The following is a 17027-nucleotide window of genomic DNA, read 5'->3' on the forward strand; positions in this document are numbered from 1 at the left end:
TACGCGGCGCCGGCACCGCCTCCGGGATACTCCCCATCCCTCGAACGCGGCCAGCTACGCCAGACGATACCCCTGCCCGCCACCAGGCGAAACCCTGGATTCGATCACACGTTCGAGTGGCTTCCCGCGGCGGCCGCGGCCGCGGTCTCCGCCGGCCGGCACCGCCCGCACTTCCCGGCCGTGACCGCCTGGTCGTCGCCGGCGACCGCGACCCGCACCCGGAAACCCGCCGGCGCACCCAGCTCCGCCGCCAGGGCGGCCGCGAGCGGCCGCCTCGACGTCACCAGGAACACGTGCCCGCACCAGCGGTTGTACACCGCGTACCGGGCCGGGCCGTGCGTCTCCCCGGCCTCGGGGACGTCGAACGGCTTCCCGCCCCACAGCCGCAGTTTCACGCCGGCGCCGCGGCGAGCAGCTCGGTACCGGCGGTCTGCTCCTCGCTGGCGACGATCAGGCGGCCCTCCCGGGCGTCGAGCCAGTCCTCCAGCACCTGCGTGACCGCCTCGCGGCCCTGCGGCGACGACACCGCGACCGGCGACGCGAGGACCACTGCCGACCGGTCGGGCAGCACGACCTGCACCCGCCAGGATCGGTCGATGTCGACCACCCTGACCACCTGCACGACGTCCATGTTCACCCACTCGTGCCCGGCCTTGTCGATCGGCTGCAGCGCGCCCGGCCGCATGCTCGTCTTGTTGTCCAGGAACGGATCCGGCTGATCGCTCATGTGTGCCCCCGTGGCTGACGATGGCCGGGTTCGCACCGGCCGATGATCGTCAATCATGCCCGCGGCCGCCTGCCGGCGCGGACCCCGGAAACGCCGGCGGGGCGAGGTATGCCGCCCCTCGCCCCGCCCTTGAGCTCGCAGCCGCAACCACCACCGTTCACCGCGGGGGATCGACATTGCCCCCGCGGATCCCGGTCGCACCGCCCCGGGCTTGTCGAAGGCCCTCGTTGGTGCAGGTGTTGCGTCGTGGCGGCCTGTACCCCGGGCCTGGGCACCGGACAGGTACAGCGCTGCCGACTTGCAGGTTTCGGTTCGCGAACCACCGCCCCCCGTGCTGCAGCTGGGGGACTCTGCCGACCACCCTGCCCGGCCCGCCCGGCCGGGCGCCAGCACCCGTCACCCGATCGGGTGACACCCGGGTTCCACTCCCTCGAGGGAGCGGAACGCTCAGCCGTCCAGCGGCTCGACGGACGCGACCCGGCCCGGCTGCTGCTGGGTGTACGCGGCGCACGGCCGGCACATCCGGGACCTGGCCGTCGCCGTCACCGCCTCGGCGAACACGACCACGACCTCAGGCACCCGCCGGCACTGCACCTGGGCGCCGGACCCGGGCCGGCCGTGGGTCATCACGCACACGTCCTCACAGCCACCGCTCACCGCCTGACCGTACGCCCGCCCGGGCGCCTACACGACGGTGATCGCGTCCAGGCCCTCACGCCGGTACGGGCCGGGGTCGGTCGTTACCACGTAGCGGGCCACGCCGTACGCCGCGGCGACCGCCGCGACCGCCCGCCCCGCCGACCCGAACAGCGCGATCGCCGGCGCGGTCTCCCGCCAGTCGTCGGCGCCGAACGACGACACCCGCCCGGATCGGTGGCTGACCAGCACGTCGAGGAGCCGCAGCCCGTCCGGGGTCGCCCGCCGCAGCCGTTCCGCCGGCGGCGGCGTCAGCTCCGCGGCCGCCTCGAGCAGCACCAGGTTCGGGATGAGGAATTGCGCCTGCTCGTCGACGAGCTCCACGATCAGGGCGCCGACGTTGACGCTGCCGGCCGCGTAGGCCAGGACCGCCCCGGTGTCGAGGACGACCCGGAACGTCACGCGGCGCGCAGCCGCTCGAGGAACGCGTCGCCGGCCTGCCGCACCTGGGCGGGGGTCCGCTCCGCGTCGAGCTGGTCGAGCTGGACCCGGATACGCGCCCGGGCGGCCGCGGTGACCGTGACGCCCCGCTCGTCGACGACGTCGGGGGTGGTGGGCCAGTGAGGCTCTGCCATGCCGGAAGGATACGCCCGCCCTGGCCTGCCCGCATACGCCCGGACGGCCCCCGAGCATGCCTACTCGGGGGCCGTCCATGACTCGTGCACGCGGCGCAACGGTTCCCCGGGCTCTACCCGCCCGGGATGGCCAGACCCTACCGGCCGCCAGCGGCGGCCGCGACGGGTGTCACCCGGCCGGGGTCGCGTACGCGCACAGCGCCCGCTCGAGCGGCAGGCTCGTCCACCGCCCGGTGTAGTCGGTGAGCGGCGGGTTCTCGTCGTACCCGGCCGGCGGCTCCCACACCGCCGGCGCGGCCGCCCCGTCCGTGCGCGGGAACTCCCGCAGCACCGCGGCCGCGACGTCGTGCGGCAGCGCCATGAGGCAGAGGCCGTCGAGGTCGTGGGCGCCGTCGATGACCCGGCCCGGGCCCTCGTACGCCGCCCAGTACCAGCCCCGGTCTTCCCGCCACATGACCACCACATAGACGCCGTCCTGCTCGGTGTCGTCGCCGAGCTGGACCTGCAGGCCGCGCGGCTCGTCGCCGTCCTCCCGGACGTTGCACACCGTCCAGCCCGCCGACGTGATCGCCGCGGCGACCGCCCGCGCGTACAGCCGCGGCGCGGTGTGGAACCGCACCCCGGCCGCCTGGTGGAGCGCGGCCGCGGCGTCCTCGTTCCGGCCGCGCTCGTCTCTGGTCAGCCAGGCCGTGAACACCTCGTCCATCTGTTCGCCGGGCCCGGCCGGGCGGTCCGGCCACATGCGGTCGACGGTCCAGCCCCAGTAGCCGACCTCATCCGCGACGAGCCGCTGGAACGCCGGCCAGTCCTGGGCCTGGGTGACGTCCCGCCGCCGCGGCGGGTTGCGGCGTGGGAACTCGTCGTCGTCGGGGAGCTCGAACACCCACTCCCGGCCGTGCCGGGACCACGTCATCGTCGCGATCGCCCGCCGGGGCGGCTCCTGCACCGCGTCGCCAGCCGCGGCCCGTGCCGCGCGCATCTCCCGCAGCACCTCGGTGTACGGGCGGCCGGTCTGCCCGGCCACGATGCGGGCGTCGAGCTTCTCGCGGGCGTTGTGCTTCACCATGTCGGCTCCTGCCGTGAGGCTGCCACGCCCAGCCCCACGATGGTCGACACGCGCGTGTGGGGAGGGTGCGTGCACGCGAGTCGGTGACCCTTGTCCTCGAGCGCCCGGCGGCGGGCGGCGTGGTCGCGCTGGCCGGGCTCGGAGGCGGGCAGACGTGCTCTGCCGGGGCTCATCGTAGGCCCCACCAGCCACAACAAAACAGGTTGCACATCTTAAAGGGGTTTGCTAAGCTGAACCTGTTCCTGAGAGGGGACGAACCCCCACAAGAGGGGAGGTGATTTGACAAATGAACATAGCCGAGGCGATGGAAGCGATCGCCCAGGAAGCTGAGCAGCAAGGTTTCCTGGTCCGGCAGCTCAAGAGCGGAACGTGGCACTTCCGGCTCGGGCACGACAACTACATCGTGACCCCCCGCAAGGCCAACGACCTGCTCACGGTCCTGTCGATCCTGACCGCTTCCGGTCTCGACTGGAGCAAGTACGAGGAACCCGGAGCGCACTACCGGCGCGACGACGGGAACCCCGCCGACTAGCCCCAGTCGCCGGACCCCGCAGCCAGCGGGGTCCGGCCCTCGGCCGAATCGCCACCCCCAACGCCCCAACCGACAGGAGGACAACCCGTGCAGCACCAGAAGGACTGGCACGTCCGGGTGGACTACCGGGGCACCCCGGCACCCGACCAGCTGTTCGCACTCGCCGCCCACCCCGACCGCGTGTTCTCCGTGAACTCCACCGACGGCATCGTCAGGATCACCTACCACGTCCGCGCCGCCGAGAGCGCGATCCACGCAATGATGATCTTCACGAACACCATCGGCAGCGGCATCCTCGGCGACCTGATCGGCGACGGCGTCCTCGACCCCGCGCACCGCATCCTCATCGTCGACCCCGACGACGACCACCAGCCCGACCCCGGCGCGCTGATCGGCGCCGCCGAGTTCGCGCGACGCCTCAACCTCACCGTGACCCGCCTCAACGCGCTACGCGACGAGGAGTTCCATTTCCCCAGGTCGATCCAGGTCCCCGGCCTCGGCGCCGCCTACCGCGCCGGGGACGTCACCGAGTACATCGCCACGCGGCTGCCCGGCAACCCTGGCGGCCGCCCCCGCGCCAACGACGAGCAGCGCCTGCGGGACGCGATCGCCGCCGTCGTCGAGCACGGCGACCCCGCCGCACGGTGGGCCGACCAGTTCGACGATGCGCTCGACACCCCCGGCCGCCTGCGCGGCAAGGCCTACCTGCTGCACCTGATGACCCCCGCCGAGCGGGACCGCGTCGCGGCCGCCCTCGACGCGTCCGCCGCCGAGGACTTCCGCGGCACCCTCGACCGCGCCGCCGAGATGCTCGGCGCCGACGAACCCGGCAGGCTCCGCGTCGGCGACCGCGTCCGGATCATCGGTACCCAAACCGATGGCCGCATCGTCCAGCTCGATCCGGGCGCTTCCATCGCCAAGGTGCAGTGGCTTGGCGTCGACGAGCCGACCAACGCGCCCGTCATTTCCCTGCGCCGCGTCCCCTGACACCCGCTACGCTGCACCGCGAGGCCCCGGGAGGTATTGCTGCTCTCCCGGGGCTTCGCCACGTCTCAGCCCCCGGCGACCGCCCGCTGCTGCAGCCGGTACTCCGCCTGCACCGCGTCGCCGGCCAGGCCGTCGACGAGCTGCTCCCGCGTCGGCACCCACAGGCCATGCGTTCGCGCCCACGCCGCGACCCCGTCCGCCGGCGTGGCGCCGTCGAGCAGGTCCCCGAGCTCCGTCAGGCCGGCCGCCGCCAGCGCCTGCGGCCCCCACGCGTCGCAGATCCCGTCGGCGACCTTCTCCAGGTCGGCGAACATCGTCGCCCAGGCGCCGTCCACGCCGCCCCGGTGGCCATTGGCGAGGTACCACAGCACCTCGCAGACCAGCCGCTGCAGCGGCTGCAGCCCGTCGAGGATCTGGTAGTCGCGGACCATGCCGGCGCGTTCGGTGCGCCACCACCGTGCGCACGGCCCGCACATCAGCCCCGGCGTCGGCGGCTCGCCCGCGACGATCGTGTACATCGGCAGGTGCAGGCACACGACGGGTGCCGGGGCGAGCGGCTCACCGAACGACACGACGTCGACGGTCGCGCCGCGGTGCCGCTTGTGCGGGCAGGTGCAGATCATGGGCCAACGCTCCGATGCGTGGTGGGGGAGTGGCGCGAGCTCCGCTCGAGCGCCACGGGCGAGCCGAACGGTACCGCTGATGCGGCGGCGCCGCGCCCCCCACGCCACGGGAGTAAACGACGTCGTTATTGACAGGGTAAACGACGTCGTTTATTCTAGGTAAGCGACATCGTTTACCAGAGGAGCTGAGATGAGCAAGCCGTCCCCCGCCACCATCGCCGCCCACCAGGCCGCGATCGCCGACCTCACCGCCGCCGCCACCACCACCGACCTCGCCGCGCAGATCGCCACCTGGTACGACCTGCGCGACCCCAACCACCCCGGCGTCGCCCCCGGCGTCAGCGCCGACGCCCCCGACGGGAAGTACTTCAACGGCTTCCACTTCTTCACCAAGGCCGGCGCCGAGCTCGCCGCCAGCGAGATCCGCCAGCTGCCCATGGCCACGATCGAGCTGTGGACCGAGCTCGACGTCGAGCGCCGCGTCGACGCCGACCGGCGCCGTCTCCTCGCCGACGACGACGCGGACCGCCGCGGGGGCCGGCCCGCCGTCGGCCGCCCCGTCGCCGTCCGCCTCCCCAACTGGTACATCGACGCGCTCGACCGCGAGGCCGAGGACGAGGGCACGACCCGACCGGAGTACATGCGGACCCTGATCACCGAGGCCCGCGCCGCCCGTGCCGCCCGCAACGCCAGGAGGACCCAGTGACCGCGATGATCCCGTTCGTCAAGGCGTACCTCGCCGCCGCCACCCAGCTGCGCACCCACCCGATCGCGGGCCGCTGGGCCCGCCTCGCCCAGACCATCCCCACCCTGACCCCGCAGGAAGCCGCCGACTGGGCCGCCCTCGGCTTCCTGCCCGAGGAGGCCGAGGCGCAGATCCGCTCCGGCATCACCGCGGCCGCGTACGCCGAACTCGAGGACCACGCCGAGCAGCAGGCCGGCGGCCCCGAAGCGCTCGCCGCCCTGCGGATCGCGGAGTTCCTCGCCGCCGTCGGCGTCCTCGGCCCCGACGACGTCGTCACCATCACGGACCCGATCGACCCCGGCAACGAGATCGTCATCCTCGGCGACGCCGGCGACGACCCCCGCTAGACAGGCCACCCGGAAGGGCACCCCATGGAAGAGGTCATCGCGTACCTCGTGATCAACGTGAACGCGCCGAAACCGCCGGTCTACCTCGGCCCCGACCTCGGGCTCGCCAGCAGCGAGCTTGCCTCCGTCGAGCGTGAGGAGCGCGGCGAGACGTTCCGGCTCCTGGAGATCACCAAGGTCCGCACCGGCAGCGACGGCCGCACCGTCATCCGGTCGCGGGTCATCACCGTCGCCGGCGACGATTCCCGCTAGCCTCGGCCCGCGCGCGGAGCTCCGCCGCCGTCACCCGCGGCGCCGGCACCGGCCGCCCGCGCAGCGGATCGTTCGCCTCCACCAGCTCGCGCACCACGTCCGCGACAAACACCTGATCAGCCACGCGCCACACCTTTCCGTGGGGACACTGCAGGAGCGCCCCACGGCTTGGACGCACGGTCAAGCTACCAGCGGCCCGCGCCGCTCACACCAGGTCCCGCTCACGAGCGGGCAGCAGCGCCATCCACGCCGCGCACCGGTCGATCGCCGCCGGCTCGCCGTCGACGGCCGCCAGGTGCTCGCCCGCGACAGCGTGCCCGGCCGCCGCCCGCCAGCACGCGGCCGCGGCCGCGACATCGCCGGCGGCCCACTTCCGATGCCCCAGCTGGTGGTACAGCAACCCGTCCGCCACCCGCCGCAGCTCCGCGGCCGCCGCGACGTCGCACTCGCCGAGCCCGGCCAGCAGCGACCGCCGCCCGGCCGGCACCGCCCGCACCGCCGCCCAGTCGACCCGCTCCCACACCAGCAGCCCGAGCACGTCACCGCGCCGGTACAGCGGCACCGTTCCGGCACCCCGCCGCCTCGACTGCATCGGGTTGTCGACCATCCGCGCCGGGCGCAGCCACCGCAGCTGCACCAGCTGCTCGACGTCCGAGCGGCGCACGCCCAGCACCGACACCACCTCGTCGGTCGTGTGCAGCTGCCCGCTCACCGCCGCCTGCGCGAGCGCCTCGAGGTCAGCGAACCGCGCCAGCGCCCACCCGGCGTACAGCCGGTTGCCCTTGTAGCTGCCGCCACGCGGCAGGTACCCCAGCCGCGACAGCTCGAGGACCGTGTGCGCGTCGACGTCGACGCCCAGCCGCGCGGCGAGCTCGTCGGCCGACCGGGACGCGCCGAGCGCCCCCATGTCCACGTCCCGGCCCAGCGCATCGCGCCGCGCGGCCAGGTCCCGGACCGCGGCTGGTGACCAGCGCGGCCCGAGCGCCGCCGGCCGCGTCACGTCCGGGCCCGGCACCAGCTGTAGCCGGCGAGCGTCGTCGAACCGGTCCGGGGCCCAGCCCAGCGCTGCGGCGACCTGCGCGGCGGTGCACGCGGTCCGGGGAAGTCGAAGTCGGGTCAGCGTGCCCATGCCGGGCAAGGTATCAGCGGCGGCGCCACCGGGGCGGGACGAGCTCGCGGCGCGCCCAGGCGGCCACCGCGGCCGGCGGCCAGTACGGCGCGTCGGCGAACGCGTGGAACACCGCTCGGTGGATGTGCCAGAACGCGCGGAGCCACCGGACGATGTTCGCGACCGACTCGGCCAAGATCAGCCGTACCAAGATCAACACCCCTTCACGTCGATGCCTACGGAGAGGGTGCCCGACGGGCCGGAATGGAGTAGATCCACATCGCTGCAGGTCATCTGCGCGGGGACCTGTCTTGATAAGGTGGCTTATGCCGACGGGTCCTCAGGGCCACGATCAAGAGCGGATGAGCGCGCCGAGACGAGAGGGGTCGCCATGATCAACAGCGCTGAGGGGGGATCGGCCGACCCGCGCGACCTCACCGCGCCGCTCGCCGACGTACGGCCGGCGCTCCTGCGCCCGCCCGGCGAGGTGGAGCACGCTTACACGGACGCCGCCGGCGCCGCCGCGGTGCTCGCCGTACAGCGGTGGGTGGAGACGAACCGCCGGACGCTCGAGCGCATCGCGCCGGCCGACCGCGACGCGCTGCTCGTCCGCGCCGCCGTGGCGTACGTGATCGGCACCCGCGCCGTCGAGCCCGTCCTGCCGAACGACACCCTCGGCGACTCGCTCGAGATGCCCGACCCGTACGCCCACGACCTGCAGCGCGCCCTGCGCGCCGCGATGGAGCGCCGGTACCCGCCGAACGGGCCGCTCGAGCTGCTCACGCGAGACTGAGGAGACACCATGATCGACACCGACGATGCCGCGGGCGTCGACCTCAACCTGCACCGGCCGCACGAGTGGATCGGTGGCCCGTGGAACGGCCGACGGACCTACGAACCGCGGGCGTTCGTGATCGGGCACCAGTGCATGCCCGGCGGCGACGGGCAGGGCCCCACCGTGTGGGCCCGCGCCGACGCCTGGGCCGGCCGGGAGCGGTACGCCCCGCGTCTGCCCGGCTGCTGCGACGACCTGGTCGTGATGGAGTGGCGCAACGCCACCGAAGCCGAGGTGCAACACGCCATCGCAGACCGCGACGCGTGGTACGCCGACAAGTGGGACGCCTGAGTGCCCCGGCACCACTACGGGCGCCGCGGCGACGACGACGTCGTCGACGGCGAGCTCGTCGACGAGCACGCCGGCAAGGCGCTGACGCTGTCGGACCGGCTCGCCGTCCTGGCCGTGCCCGGCGCCGAGCCCGTCGACCCCGACGACTTGGTCTCCGCCGACACCGACGACATGCTCCGCGAGGGCGTGCCGCAGAACACCATCGACGCGTACAACCGGCAGTGGAAGCGGTTCGTGCTGTGGTGCGGCCGCGACGACGTCAACCGCAAGCACATGCCGGCCACGTCGGCGACGGTGCGGGAGTACATCAACGCGCACTGGACGTGGACCCGCAGCGACGGTGTCACCCTGGCCGGCCGGTACGGCAGGCCGTACGCGCCGAGCACGCTCGAGCAGGCCTTGGCCGTGATCAGCATGGTCCACCAGTGGCACGGGCTGGCGTCGCCGACCCGGCACCGGTCGGTGTCCAAGCAACTGCGGGCCTACCGGAAACGGTGGAAGCGCGCCGGGTACATGCCGGACAAGGCGGCCGCGCTCACCATCGACGAGCTGGCCGCGATGGTCCGCTCCGAGGACGTGCGCACCCTCGCCGGGCTGCGCAACGCCGTGATGATGCGGGTGCACATCGACATCGGCTGCCGTGGCGCCGAGCTGTGCGACCTGCTGCTCGAGCACGTAACGTTCCTGACCCAGGAGCGGGTGATCCTGCACATCGCCATGTCGAAGGCGGACCAGGACGCCGAGGGCCGAGACGTGCCGCTCGAGGCCGACGACGAGTTCGCGCCGGACATCTGCCCGGTCAAGCTGCTCCGCGCGTGGATCGGCGAGCTCCGCGCGCACGGGATGACCCGCGGGCCGCTGTTCCGGCAGGTGTACGCCGCGGCGACCGCCCGCAAGGACTGGGACACCGCGCACGTCCGTGCCGGCACGATGCGGAAGCTGAAGATGACCCGGGGCGCCTACGAGAAGGTGTTCCTCCGCGCGGCCGCGGCCGCCGGCGTGATGGCCGACCCGGAGACGGGCAAGCCGCGCCGGGTCACGACGCACACGCCGCGGGCGTCGTTCATCACGAACGCCGTCGACGCCGACATGCAGATCGCGGAGATCGCGGCGATCACCGGGCACAGCCTCGCGTCGCCGGTCATCCACGGCTACTACCGGTCCGGCAGGAAGTTCGGCGACCGGAACCCCGCCGTGCGGATCCGCAGAGCACACCGGCGTACACCGGCTGGTGCTGCTGCGTGATGACCGCACTCGTGCCCTCCCCTGCTGGCGTTCCCGGCAACGCGTGCGCAGAGGCCCCGGCCGCCTGGCGGGGCGGACGGTGCACGACGGGTCGAGCGTGCGGCGGGCCGGTACCAGCGGCGGGCCACGAATTTGTCACTGCGCGCCGATCATCGTACGCGCGTACGAGCGGATCTTGCCAAGAGCCGCACGAATAAAGATCCAGACACGCACAACTCCCGATCCCCGGACCTGAAAGGGACGCACGTGACAGAGGCAGATACGACCAGGGTGCGTGACCTGGTCGACCAGGCAATCCGGGCGGCGGTACCGCCCGACCAGGCGGCCGATCGGTGGTCCAAGCTGGCGCCGGCGGCCGGGCTCGCCGGCGCGCTCGCCGTGGTGGAGGCGGCCCAGCGGCAGGCGTATCAGTACGTGCTCAAGCTCCGCGGCGAGGGAACGTCGTGGGAGCAGGCCGCAGACCTGCTCGGGATCGGATGGTCCGACGACTACGTCCGGCGTGAACGGGCCTATGAACTGGTCCTCGGGCCCGACCCGGACGGCGACCGCCCGCGCTACAACCGCAACGTGTACTGGCACTGCGGCGGCCCGGTCGGCTGCGGCAAATACATCACGGACCACGGCCCCTACGACGGCAACCCGGCGGACACCGAGGCCGGCCACGCCCACGGGTGCGGCCGGCACGCGAACGAGGTCGCGGCGTACCACCGTGCCAGCGAGCTGCGGGAGGAACAGGACCGGGTCGCGGACGAGGCGATGGAGCGGCTCAAGCTCGAGGAGGACCGGTTCGGTGTGGAGACCGCCGCGCGGGCCCGGTGGGTCGTCAGCCACGGCGGGCAGTACCAGGGCTGGTCGACGTCGGAGACCCTCGCCGTCGCGCTCGTCCTCGCCGACGACAAGCAGCTCGCCGTGCAGGGCTGGAGCCGGGAGGAAGCGACCCGGCGGGTCTTCCAGGGGACGCGCCCGCCGGCGGACGGTCCCGCATCGTGGCTGGCGAGAGTCCGCGCCGCAGCGACTGGGGAGATGACCGCGTGAACCCCGGCCCGTCGACCCTGATCAACCCTGCCGCGACCGCCGCCGTCCTGGCCGAGGTCGCCGCCGAACGCGCCGCCCAGGACGCCCGTTGGGGCCAGCAGGACCACGTGCTCGGCATCGGCCCGGACCGGCAGACCGCCGAGCGCACGTTCGCCGAGCTCGCCGCGACCTGGAAGCGGCGGTGCCAGCTGGTGGCCCGGGACGGGGCGCCGGAGTGGGCGTTCATCGCGCTCGAGGAGGTCGGCGAGTTCCTGGAGTGCACCGACCCGGCCCGGGCCCGCGCCGAAGCGCTGCAGGCGGCCGCGGTGTTCACCGCGATCGTCGAGGCGATCGACCGGCAGGTCGCCGGCGGCGTGCTCGTCGCCCAGGCCGACGAGCGGCTGTACCTTGACGATCGCACGTAGCGTCTGCCCACCTCTGAAAGGCGCCGCCGCATGACCACCGACATCCGGCATTGGGTCGTCGTCTACACCGACGGCACCCGTAGCCACGGTCGCGGTGCGATCGGCGTCGAGGACCACCAGGGGCGGCGGCGGCTGCGGATGGTCAACGTCCGCCCGGGCAGCGGCCGCATCGACCAGTGGGTGACGACCTGCTACCTCGACCACGTCCGTGACTGGGGTGTCGTGGCCGGGCCCGAGACCGTGGAGGTCCTCCGCGACGAGCTCGGCCACCGCCTGCACATCGTCGGCGTCGACGACGAGCCGCGGCCGCCGGCGGAGCCGCTCGAGGGAGCGGAACCGTCGCCGGCGGAACCGGCCCCGGCCGGGGTCGCCCTTCTCGGGCCGCCGAGCTCGGGCGAGCAGTTCATCCGGGCGTTCGTGGCCCGCACCAACCAGGTGAGACGGCGGATGGAGCCGGGCGGGATCCCGGACGACGGCACCGGCGGTGACGCCCGGGTATGGGCGCGGGAGATGGCCGACCGGGACCTCGCCGGCGCGGTCAGCGCCCGTCAGGCGACGTGGGCGCAGCACGTCGACGCGGCCGCGGCCCGGGTCCTCGCCGCGACCGACGCCGACGAGCTGTACGACGCGCAGGTCGACATGGCCGCGCTGATGCTGTTGTGGGCCGGCGTGGTGCGACGCCCCCGGTCGGCCGGGGGTGGTGTCGATGCCGATCGTGCTGCGTGAGTTCCGGATCCGGTGCTGCAGCGGCGATGCGGCGCTGCAGCTGGCCGCGTCCCTGCAGGCTGAGGGGGTGCAGGCCGTCGACGTCGCCGGCGACGTCGTGTCGGTGCCCATGCTTGACCCGGTCGCCGTGATCGCGATCGCGGAGCGGGCGTTCCAGTCGGGGTGGGCGCACGACCCTGACGCGGCCGCGGCGATCGCGCTGCTCGACGACCGGACCAACCACGTGCTCATCGAGGAGGCCACCGTGCCCGAGACACGAACGCTGCTGCAGCTGCCGCCGCCCGACCCGTACACCGGGCCGGGCGGGTGCCCGGCCTGCGGCGGGGCCAGGATCACCGGTGCCATCGCCCGGATCGACCTGCCGCCGGTGCAAGGTACCAGGGAGCCGGACCCGCCGTCGGTCCTCGCCGTCGACGAGTGGTGCCCGGCCTGCGGCGGCTGCGGCCGCGACGCCGACCATGCCGGCTGCACCCCGCAGGACCACGCGGACTGGGCACCCGACGACGACGAGGACGACGAGGCGCCGCAGGTGTGCATGTCGTGCCACGGCCGGCAATGGTTCACCATCCAGGCGTGGCCGGAGGGCGGCGACGAGGTTGCGCTGCTGCGGGTGCCGTGCGGCTGCGCGAACAACCTGCTGCAGAAGGTCGAGCACACCGGGGTGTGACGCAACGTCCCACTGTGCCGGAGCGTCACATCCGCCTACGGTGATGATCGCCAGGCCACCGGTTCAGCACATTCCCCCCGCACGAACTGGTGGCCAGGCACCGACGCGAAAGTCGAGCCGATCGGCTGATCATCCGGTGCGGTTCACCACCCCACCGGGGTTCGTACACTCGTACGTACGGGGGAACCGCGGGGGGACGAGCGGCCGCCCACCCGACGCGCCACGGACGCGCCGGGCGGGAGGCCGCTCGTAGCACAAACGGCGCTGGTACCGCCGCCTCGAGGAGACAGCCCCGCCAGACCACACAGCGCGGGGGCGCCTCATGAAGCACGCAATGATCTACAGGGTGACCGGCGACGTTGTCGCACCGCTCGTCACGCGCGAGCTCGACGGGTTCGCCAAGATTGCGACCGTCGTCGACGACCACAAGGCGCTGCACGTCGCCGCCGCCCGGACCGACGGCAGCCGCCGCGACATCACCGTCGCGCCCGGCTTCTGGACCGCGGTCGACGTGTGGGACCAGCAGGCCGCCGACCACGCCGTGGTGCCGATCTCGGCGCTCGACGACGCGCTCGCCGCACTTGAGGCCGCCGCCGCCGACCCGCGGGAGCCGGACCGGTACCGCGCCGCCTACACCGCGTCGATCGCGAAGATCCGCGCCGCCATCGACAACGCTCGGCCGTCGCAGACCCAGGACAAGCCGGCCGGGGACGCCGAGTCGGTGCCGGCGTGACCGCGGCCGCGGACCACCGCGAGCAGGCCGACCCGCTCTGGTACCGGTACCTGCGGGAGTCGCGGCACGACGACAGCATCGACGCGCTCAGGTACGCGCTCAGCGCCCTGAGCCGGCCGCCCCGGCCCGCGCCGGCGCCGGTGCCGGTACCGCGGTGGCGGACGGCGCTGCAGGCGCTGGTCGGCGGGCCGCGCCGGGCCCGCGCGGTGCTGCAGCTGCTCGTCGCCACGTGGTGGCAGGCCCTGGCCGTGGCCATGGCGGTGCTGACGTTCGGGCAGGCCGCGGGCATGCTCACCGGCGGCGACGCGTTCTACCGCTCGCCGGCGTACCACCTGCTGCGGATGGTGCCCGGCGGGATGCGCACCTACGGCGCGCTGCTGCTCGCCCTCGCCGTCGCCGCGGCGATCGGCTACGGGCAGACCCGGGCCGGGTCCGGGCGGCTGCTGCGGGTGACCCTGTCCCTGATCGCCGGCTGGTACGTGCTGTGGCTGCTCGCCCTGGCCGGCACGTGGGCCGTCGACCTCGTCGTCTACTCCTGGAACGGGCTGCTCCTCAACGGCCTGGCGGCGTTCGTGGCGGTGCTCGTCGCGGCCGCCGTGCCACCGGACCGGGGGTAAGCGTGGCGCCGGTCCTGGGTCAGGAGCCGGCCGCGCCCACGGTGCCGATGTGGTGGCAGATCGCCGGCCCCGTCGTGATCGCCGTCGTGTCGCTGCTCGGCGCCGTGTACGCCGCCCGGATGACGTGGCGGGCCGCGACGGACGCGAACCGGTCGGCGAACGTCCGGGTCGAGCACGAGCGTGACGCGGCGCTCGACGCCCGCGTCGACGCCGCGGTGATGGCCGCCTGGGCGCGGATCGACGTGCTCACCGTGGCCGTGCACCGCTGGGAGAGCGACTACGCCGCGCTGCAGGAGCGGCACCTGCGGCTGCGGCTGGCCGTGCTTGAGCACGGCCTGGACCCCGACGAGCTGGTGCCGCCAGCGAACGGACCTCCGCCGCCGCGGTGACGCGTACGGCGCCGGCTCGCCCCGGCGCCTCGAGGCCGCCCCTGCACACCCATCCCACCTGCTGAGGAGCCCACCATGAAGAAGCTGACCAGCCGCCGTTTCGCCGCGGGCCTGCTCGCCGGCGCCACCGCCGCCGCGATCGCCGCCGTCCTGGGCGTGCTCACCGCGTGCGGGACGACGCCGACGAAGACCGACGCCCCGGAGCCGAGCCCGAGCAACATCCTTGACGGCACCAACACCCAGGTCATCCGGCTGCCCGACGGTTTCCGGAACATCGCGTTCACCTGCTACGGCTCCAACGGCGTGTACGTCACGTCCCGGGGCGTGTTCGAGATCGGGTCCGAGAACGCCATCCCGCTCGCGTCCGGGGTGTTCGTGGTGCCGGGCGACGTGCACTGCCCCGCCGCTCCTGCGCGGTAGAATGGATCTTGCGTGTCACCCGGCGTCTCGCCGCGAGCGGGTGCCCTCACCTCCCGTGAAAGGGGCACCGCATGTCCACTGTGGACCCGACCAATCCGCCCTCCGGCCAGGAGATGCCGTTCCTGCGCGCCGCGATCGTCACCGTGGCGGGCGACCTGATCGCCAGCGGCGGTGTGTTCGGCCTGCCGCTCACCGCCGACCGGACCAACGCCCTGCTGACGCTGGTCAACTCGGTGTCGGCGCTGGTCTTCCTGGTGCTGACCGTCCGCGCGCACCGGCGGGTCACGCCGCTGTCGAACCCGCAGACCGTGATCGACGGGGTCGCGGTGCCGCTCGTGCCCGCGTTCCTGCCGGGCTCGCCGACGGGCCCGATCGACGGCGCGGGGGCGTCCTCGGTCGGCTGACCTCGAGTAGCACAGCAAACGCCCCGCAGGCGGTCGCCTGCGGGGCGTTTCAGCTGTTGAGGGGCTAGCAACAAAACCGGGCCCCCGTGCAGTTGAAGATCAACCATAGCGGGGTGGTGGCCGGTGCGGCTCGGCCCCCCGGATCCTGCCGGGGGGCCGTTCGCCTCGTGTCGGGTCAGCCGATCGCCGCCGCGTACGCCGCCTCCACGGCGTGGGCGTACATCTCGGCCGCCTCCAGCGACGGCGCCCGGAAGGTCACCGACCGCTTGCCCTCGGTCTGTCGCATGTAGACGCCCTCGGGGATCGTGATCCCGTCGATCGTGATCTGCTCGGCGACCACGTACACCGTGACCGCGAGCCCCCAGTCGGCGTCGCCGCCCGCCGTGTGGTCGCGGCCGGAGGTCTGCAGCACCTCGGCCTGCTCGTCGGTGAGCGGCTCGTGCCGCAGGTTGTACTTGATCTCGTCGAGGCGGGTCCGCTCGTCCGCCGACGCCGCCCACTCGGTCTGCACCTTGTGCTGCTCGCGGCGGCTGACCTCGATGCGGGCCTTGGCCATCGTCATGCCGCCCTCGTGCAGGTCGACGATCTCGTCCCACATCCGCTCGGCGTTGGCCATGCCGGGGACGAGTCCGGCGCGGCGCATCTCGACCGTGCGGGCGGGGCCGCGCAGGCGGGCGATGCGGGTCGGGTCGGTGGGCTGCGTCATCTCGGTGCCTCCGGTGGTCGTTCGTTCGGTGTGCCCCCACACTATCAGGATCACGATTACCGTGCAACAGTACCGCTCAGTTGATTTGGGTGACTGGTCGCGGCACGGCACCGACCGCACCCCGGACACCGGTGAACAACCCGCCCACCAGCACAAACCGGCCGCCCGGGCCGGAACGGTCAAGGCCTCGCCGCCGCGGCGTTCTCTGACCAGAACGCTGACCATCCGACCGTTCCGCTCACGGCTGTCACAGACGGAGCGGCCCGCACCCACGAGGGGTACGGGCCGCTCCTACGCCTGTCGCCTGTCACACCGTTCGCGGGCGCCACCTTCCACCGGCTGACTGTTGCTGACCCGCCGACGGTACCGCCCCCGAGACGGCCCCGGCGGCCGCCGAGCAGCCGATGCGCCCCTGCGGGCACGTCACGCCGCGCGGGCCACACCCCCGGCCGTCCCGGCGAGCTGGGCACGGCCGCGGTCGTTCGGCGTGTAGTGCCGCACCACCGGCTTGTCCGTGCGCTCCTGCAGCGCCTCAACGTCGACGAGCCCGGCACCCTCCCACACCGTCAGGATCTGCCGCACCCTCGCCGCCGCCACCCCGCACCGCGCCGCGATCGCGCCGACCGTCGCCTGCTCCCCCGGCCGCAGCCGGCACAACGCGGCCGCGACCCGCGCCTCCGTTGCGGTGAGCCCATCCTGGCCATCCATCGCATTCGACACGCTGATCGTCCTCCCGTATGCGGCCGCCCCGTTGTGGATCTCGGCGCTACCCTGGACGCCACTAGTGGTGCGCGGGGCAGCAAACCACGACCGATGACTCAAGGGTGCGCGGACGCTCGACTGACCGCACACCCTCGTTTGCCGCGTCCCCGCGTCCGAACATATGTACGGGGACGG

28 protein-coding genes are annotated in these 17027 nt (G+C 73.4%); 17 read left to right on the forward strand and 11 right to left on the reverse strand.

The window, feature by feature from the left end:
* Window positions 1–104: 104 nt before the first annotated feature.
* The 6 genes from ACQPZ4_RS51420 to ACQPZ4_RS51445 all read right to left on the reverse strand — a co-directional run bounded on the left by ACQPZ4_RS51420 (window position 105) and on the right by ACQPZ4_RS51445 (window position 3064).
* Complete coding sequence (locus tag ACQPZ4_RS51420; protein WP_433067561.1) at window positions 105–395, reverse strand: hypothetical protein; 291 nt, start codon at window positions 393–395, stop codon at window positions 105–107.
* Window positions 392–727 carry a hypothetical protein gene (locus ACQPZ4_RS51425; RefSeq protein WP_433067563.1) on the reverse strand — a complete coding sequence of 112 codons (336 nt, stop codon included), beginning with the start codon at window positions 725–727 and terminating at the stop codon, window positions 392–394. Before ACQPZ4_RS51425 ends, ACQPZ4_RS51420 begins: the two co-directional genes overlap by 4 nt.
* Window positions 728–1174: 447 nt before the next feature.
* Window positions 1175–1384 (reverse strand): hypothetical protein, encoded by a 210-nt coding sequence (locus tag ACQPZ4_RS51430; protein ID WP_433067566.1) that lies wholly within the window; start codon window positions 1382–1384, stop codon window positions 1175–1177.
* A 27-nt stretch (window positions 1385–1411) separates the two neighbouring features.
* Window positions 1412–1825, reverse strand: coding sequence for a hypothetical protein (locus ACQPZ4_RS51435; protein WP_433067569.1), 414 nt, complete (start codon window positions 1823–1825; stop codon window positions 1412–1414).
* Window positions 1822–1998, reverse strand: coding sequence for a hypothetical protein (locus ACQPZ4_RS51440; protein WP_433067571.1), 177 nt, complete (start codon window positions 1996–1998; stop codon window positions 1822–1824). The genes ACQPZ4_RS51435 and ACQPZ4_RS51440 overlap by 4 nt, the downstream gene beginning before the upstream one ends.
* A 169-nt stretch (window positions 1999–2167) precedes the next feature.
* On the reverse strand, window positions 2168–3064 hold the full coding sequence (locus ACQPZ4_RS51445; RefSeq protein ID WP_433067574.1) for a DUF6292 family protein: 897 nt from the start codon (window positions 3062–3064) through the stop codon (window positions 2168–2170).
* A 286-nt stretch (window positions 3065–3350) separates the two neighbouring features.
* Between ACQPZ4_RS51445 and ACQPZ4_RS51450 the strand changes: the two genes are divergently transcribed.
* Together ACQPZ4_RS51450 and ACQPZ4_RS51455 are read left to right on the forward strand one after the other, a co-directional pair.
* Window positions 3351–3596 (forward strand): hypothetical protein, encoded by a 246-nt coding sequence (locus ACQPZ4_RS51450; RefSeq protein ID WP_433067238.1) that lies wholly within the window; start codon window positions 3351–3353, stop codon window positions 3594–3596.
* A gap of 87 nt (window positions 3597–3683) precedes the next feature.
* Complete coding sequence (locus ACQPZ4_RS51455; protein WP_433067240.1) at window positions 3684–4583, forward strand: hypothetical protein; 900 nt, start codon at window positions 3684–3686, stop codon at window positions 4581–4583.
* A 65-nt stretch (window positions 4584–4648) separates the two neighbouring features.
* On the opposite strand, the gene ACQPZ4_RS51460 is transcribed toward ACQPZ4_RS51455, so the two are convergent.
* Window positions 4649–5206, reverse strand: a complete 558-nt coding sequence (locus ACQPZ4_RS51460) for a hypothetical protein (RefSeq protein ID WP_433067243.1) — start codon at window positions 5204–5206, stop codon at window positions 4649–4651.
* 190 nt (window positions 5207–5396) lie between these two features.
* On the opposite strand from ACQPZ4_RS51460, the gene ACQPZ4_RS51465 reads away from it, so the two are divergent.
* The 3 genes from ACQPZ4_RS51465 to ACQPZ4_RS51475 are packed head-to-tail and all read left to right on the forward strand — an operon-like array spanning window position 5397 to window position 6550.
* On the forward strand, window positions 5397–5912 hold the full coding sequence (locus tag ACQPZ4_RS51465) for a hypothetical protein (RefSeq protein ID WP_433067246.1): 516 nt from the start codon (window positions 5397–5399) through the stop codon (window positions 5910–5912).
* On the forward strand, window positions 5909–6298 hold the full coding sequence (locus ACQPZ4_RS51470; RefSeq protein ID WP_433067249.1) for a hypothetical protein: 390 nt from the start codon (window positions 5909–5911) through the stop codon (window positions 6296–6298). Before ACQPZ4_RS51465 ends, ACQPZ4_RS51470 begins: the two co-directional genes overlap by 4 nt.
* A gap of 24 nt (window positions 6299–6322) precedes the next feature.
* Window positions 6323–6550 (forward strand): hypothetical protein, encoded by a 228-nt coding sequence (locus ACQPZ4_RS51475; protein WP_433067252.1) that lies wholly within the window; start codon window positions 6323–6325, stop codon window positions 6548–6550.
* A gap of 205 nt (window positions 6551–6755) precedes the next feature.
* On the opposite strand, the gene ACQPZ4_RS51480 is transcribed toward ACQPZ4_RS51475, so the two are convergent.
* The gene (locus ACQPZ4_RS51480) at window positions 6756–7679 is read right to left on the reverse strand and encodes a hypothetical protein (RefSeq protein WP_433067255.1); all 924 of its coding nucleotides are present in this window, start codon (window positions 7677–7679) and stop codon (window positions 6756–6758) included.
* A gap of 13 nt (window positions 7680–7692) precedes the next feature.
* Entirely contained in the window at window positions 7693–7869 is a 177-nt protein-coding gene (locus ACQPZ4_RS51485) for a hypothetical protein (protein ID WP_433067258.1), read from the reverse strand.
* A gap of 180 nt (window positions 7870–8049) precedes the next feature.
* On the opposite strand from ACQPZ4_RS51485, the gene ACQPZ4_RS51490 reads away from it, so the two are divergent.
* The 12 genes from ACQPZ4_RS51490 to ACQPZ4_RS51545 all read left to right on the forward strand — a co-directional run bounded on the left by ACQPZ4_RS51490 (window position 8050) and on the right by ACQPZ4_RS51545 (window position 15424).
* Window positions 8050–8451, forward strand: coding sequence for a hypothetical protein (locus ACQPZ4_RS51490; RefSeq protein WP_433067261.1), 402 nt, complete (start codon window positions 8050–8052; stop codon window positions 8449–8451).
* A 9-nt stretch (window positions 8452–8460) separates the two neighbouring features.
* Window positions 8461–8784 carry a hypothetical protein gene (locus ACQPZ4_RS51495; RefSeq protein ID WP_433067264.1) on the forward strand — a complete coding sequence of 108 codons (324 nt, stop codon included), beginning with the start codon at window positions 8461–8463 and terminating at the stop codon, window positions 8782–8784.
* A complete protein-coding gene (locus ACQPZ4_RS51500; protein ID WP_433067266.1) occupies window positions 8785–10029 on the forward strand; it encodes a tyrosine-type recombinase/integrase in 1245 nt (414 codons plus the stop codon).
* Between the two features lie 246 nt (window positions 10030–10275).
* The gene (locus ACQPZ4_RS51505; protein ID WP_433067269.1) at window positions 10276–11064 is read left to right on the forward strand and encodes a hypothetical protein; all 789 of its coding nucleotides are present in this window, start codon (window positions 10276–10278) and stop codon (window positions 11062–11064) included.
* A complete protein-coding gene (locus ACQPZ4_RS51510) occupies window positions 11061–11468 on the forward strand; it encodes a hypothetical protein (protein ID WP_433067272.1) in 408 nt (135 codons plus the stop codon). The genes ACQPZ4_RS51505 and ACQPZ4_RS51510 overlap by 4 nt, the downstream gene beginning before the upstream one ends.
* 30 nt (window positions 11469–11498) lie before the next feature.
* Entirely contained in the window at window positions 11499–12194 is a 696-nt protein-coding gene (locus ACQPZ4_RS51515) for a hypothetical protein (protein WP_433067274.1), read from the forward strand.
* Window positions 12175–12861, forward strand: coding sequence for a hypothetical protein (locus ACQPZ4_RS51520; RefSeq protein ID WP_433067275.1), 687 nt, complete (start codon window positions 12175–12177; stop codon window positions 12859–12861). Before ACQPZ4_RS51515 ends, ACQPZ4_RS51520 begins: the two co-directional genes overlap by 20 nt.
* A 334-nt stretch (window positions 12862–13195) precedes the next feature.
* The gene (locus tag ACQPZ4_RS51525) at window positions 13196–13594 is read left to right on the forward strand and encodes a hypothetical protein (protein ID WP_433067278.1); all 399 of its coding nucleotides are present in this window, start codon (window positions 13196–13198) and stop codon (window positions 13592–13594) included.
* Entirely contained in the window at window positions 13591–14211 is a 621-nt protein-coding gene (locus ACQPZ4_RS51530) for a hypothetical protein (protein ID WP_433067280.1), read from the forward strand. Before ACQPZ4_RS51525 ends, ACQPZ4_RS51530 begins: the two co-directional genes overlap by 4 nt.
* A gap of 2 nt (window positions 14212–14213) precedes the next feature.
* The gene (locus ACQPZ4_RS51535; protein ID WP_433067283.1) at window positions 14214–14600 is read left to right on the forward strand and encodes a hypothetical protein; all 387 of its coding nucleotides are present in this window, start codon (window positions 14214–14216) and stop codon (window positions 14598–14600) included.
* Window positions 14601–14675: 75 nt separating this feature from the next.
* Complete coding sequence (locus tag ACQPZ4_RS51540) at window positions 14676–15020, forward strand: hypothetical protein (RefSeq protein WP_433067285.1); 345 nt, start codon at window positions 14676–14678, stop codon at window positions 15018–15020.
* Between the two features lie 71 nt (window positions 15021–15091).
* Window positions 15092–15424, forward strand: a complete 333-nt coding sequence (locus tag ACQPZ4_RS51545; RefSeq protein ID WP_433067288.1) for a hypothetical protein — start codon at window positions 15092–15094, stop codon at window positions 15422–15424.
* A 175-nt stretch (window positions 15425–15599) separates the two neighbouring features.
* Here ACQPZ4_RS51545 and ACQPZ4_RS51550 read toward each other — a convergent pair whose 3' ends face one another.
* Together ACQPZ4_RS51550 and ACQPZ4_RS51555 are read right to left on the reverse strand one after the other, a co-directional pair.
* Window positions 15600–16130, reverse strand: a complete 531-nt coding sequence (locus ACQPZ4_RS51550; protein ID WP_433067291.1) for a hypothetical protein — start codon at window positions 16128–16130, stop codon at window positions 15600–15602.
* Between the two features lie 423 nt (window positions 16131–16553).
* Window positions 16554–16838, reverse strand: coding sequence for a MarR family transcriptional regulator (locus ACQPZ4_RS51555; RefSeq protein WP_433067294.1), 285 nt, complete (start codon window positions 16836–16838; stop codon window positions 16554–16556).
* Window positions 16839–17027 lie beyond the last annotated feature (189 nt).

This window comes from Dactylosporangium sp. CS-033363, assembly GCF_050942475.1.
Classification (GTDB): Bacteria; Actinomycetota; Actinomycetes; order Mycobacteriales; family Micromonosporaceae; genus Dactylosporangium.

Coding starts and splice junctions, on each gene's coding strand:
- ACQPZ4_RS51445 (WP_433067574.1), bottom strand. CDS start 3,064: ATGGTGAAGCACAACGCCCGCGAGAAGCTCGACGCCCGCATCGTGGCC.
- ACQPZ4_RS51450 (WP_433067238.1), top strand. CDS start 3,351: ATGAACATAGCCGAGGCGATGGAAGCGATCGCCCAGGAAGCTGAGCAG.
- ACQPZ4_RS51475 (WP_433067252.1), top strand. CDS start 6,323: ATGGAAGAGGTCATCGCGTACCTCGTGATCAACGTGAACGCGCCGAAA.
- ACQPZ4_RS51540 (WP_433067285.1), top strand. CDS start 14,676: ATGAAGAAGCTGACCAGCCGCCGTTTCGCCGCGGGCCTGCTCGCCGGC.
- ACQPZ4_RS51515 (WP_433067274.1), top strand. CDS start 11,499: ATGACCACCGACATCCGGCATTGGGTCGTCGTCTACACCGACGGCACC.
- ACQPZ4_RS51490 (WP_433067261.1), top strand. CDS start 8,050: ATGATCAACAGCGCTGAGGGGGGATCGGCCGACCCGCGCGACCTCACC.
- ACQPZ4_RS51550 (WP_433067291.1), bottom strand. CDS start 16,130: ATGACGCAGCCCACCGACCCGACCCGCATCGCCCGCCTGCGCGGCCCC.
- ACQPZ4_RS51545 (WP_433067288.1), top strand. CDS start 15,092: ATGTCCACTGTGGACCCGACCAATCCGCCCTCCGGCCAGGAGATGCCG.
- ACQPZ4_RS51555 (WP_433067294.1), bottom strand. CDS start 16,838: ATGGATGGCCAGGATGGGCTCACCGCAACGGAGGCGCGGGTCGCGGCC.
- ACQPZ4_RS51425 (WP_433067563.1), bottom strand. CDS start 727: ATGAGCGATCAGCCGGATCCGTTCCTGGACAACAAGACGAGCATGCGG.
- ACQPZ4_RS51520 (WP_433067275.1), top strand. CDS start 12,175: ATGCCGATCGTGCTGCGTGAGTTCCGGATCCGGTGCTGCAGCGGCGAT.
- ACQPZ4_RS51440 (WP_433067571.1), bottom strand. CDS start 1,998: ATGGCAGAGCCTCACTGGCCCACCACCCCCGACGTCGTCGACGAGCGG.
- ACQPZ4_RS51465 (WP_433067246.1), top strand. CDS start 5,397: ATGAGCAAGCCGTCCCCCGCCACCATCGCCGCCCACCAGGCCGCGATC.
- ACQPZ4_RS51525 (WP_433067278.1), top strand. CDS start 13,196: ATGATCTACAGGGTGACCGGCGACGTTGTCGCACCGCTCGTCACGCGC.
- ACQPZ4_RS51460 (WP_433067243.1), bottom strand. CDS start 5,206: ATGATCTGCACCTGCCCGCACAAGCGGCACCGCGGCGCGACCGTCGAC.
- ACQPZ4_RS51480 (WP_433067255.1), bottom strand. CDS start 7,679: ATGGGCACGCTGACCCGACTTCGACTTCCCCGGACCGCGTGCACCGCC.
- ACQPZ4_RS51495 (WP_433067264.1), top strand. CDS start 8,461: ATGATCGACACCGACGATGCCGCGGGCGTCGACCTCAACCTGCACCGG.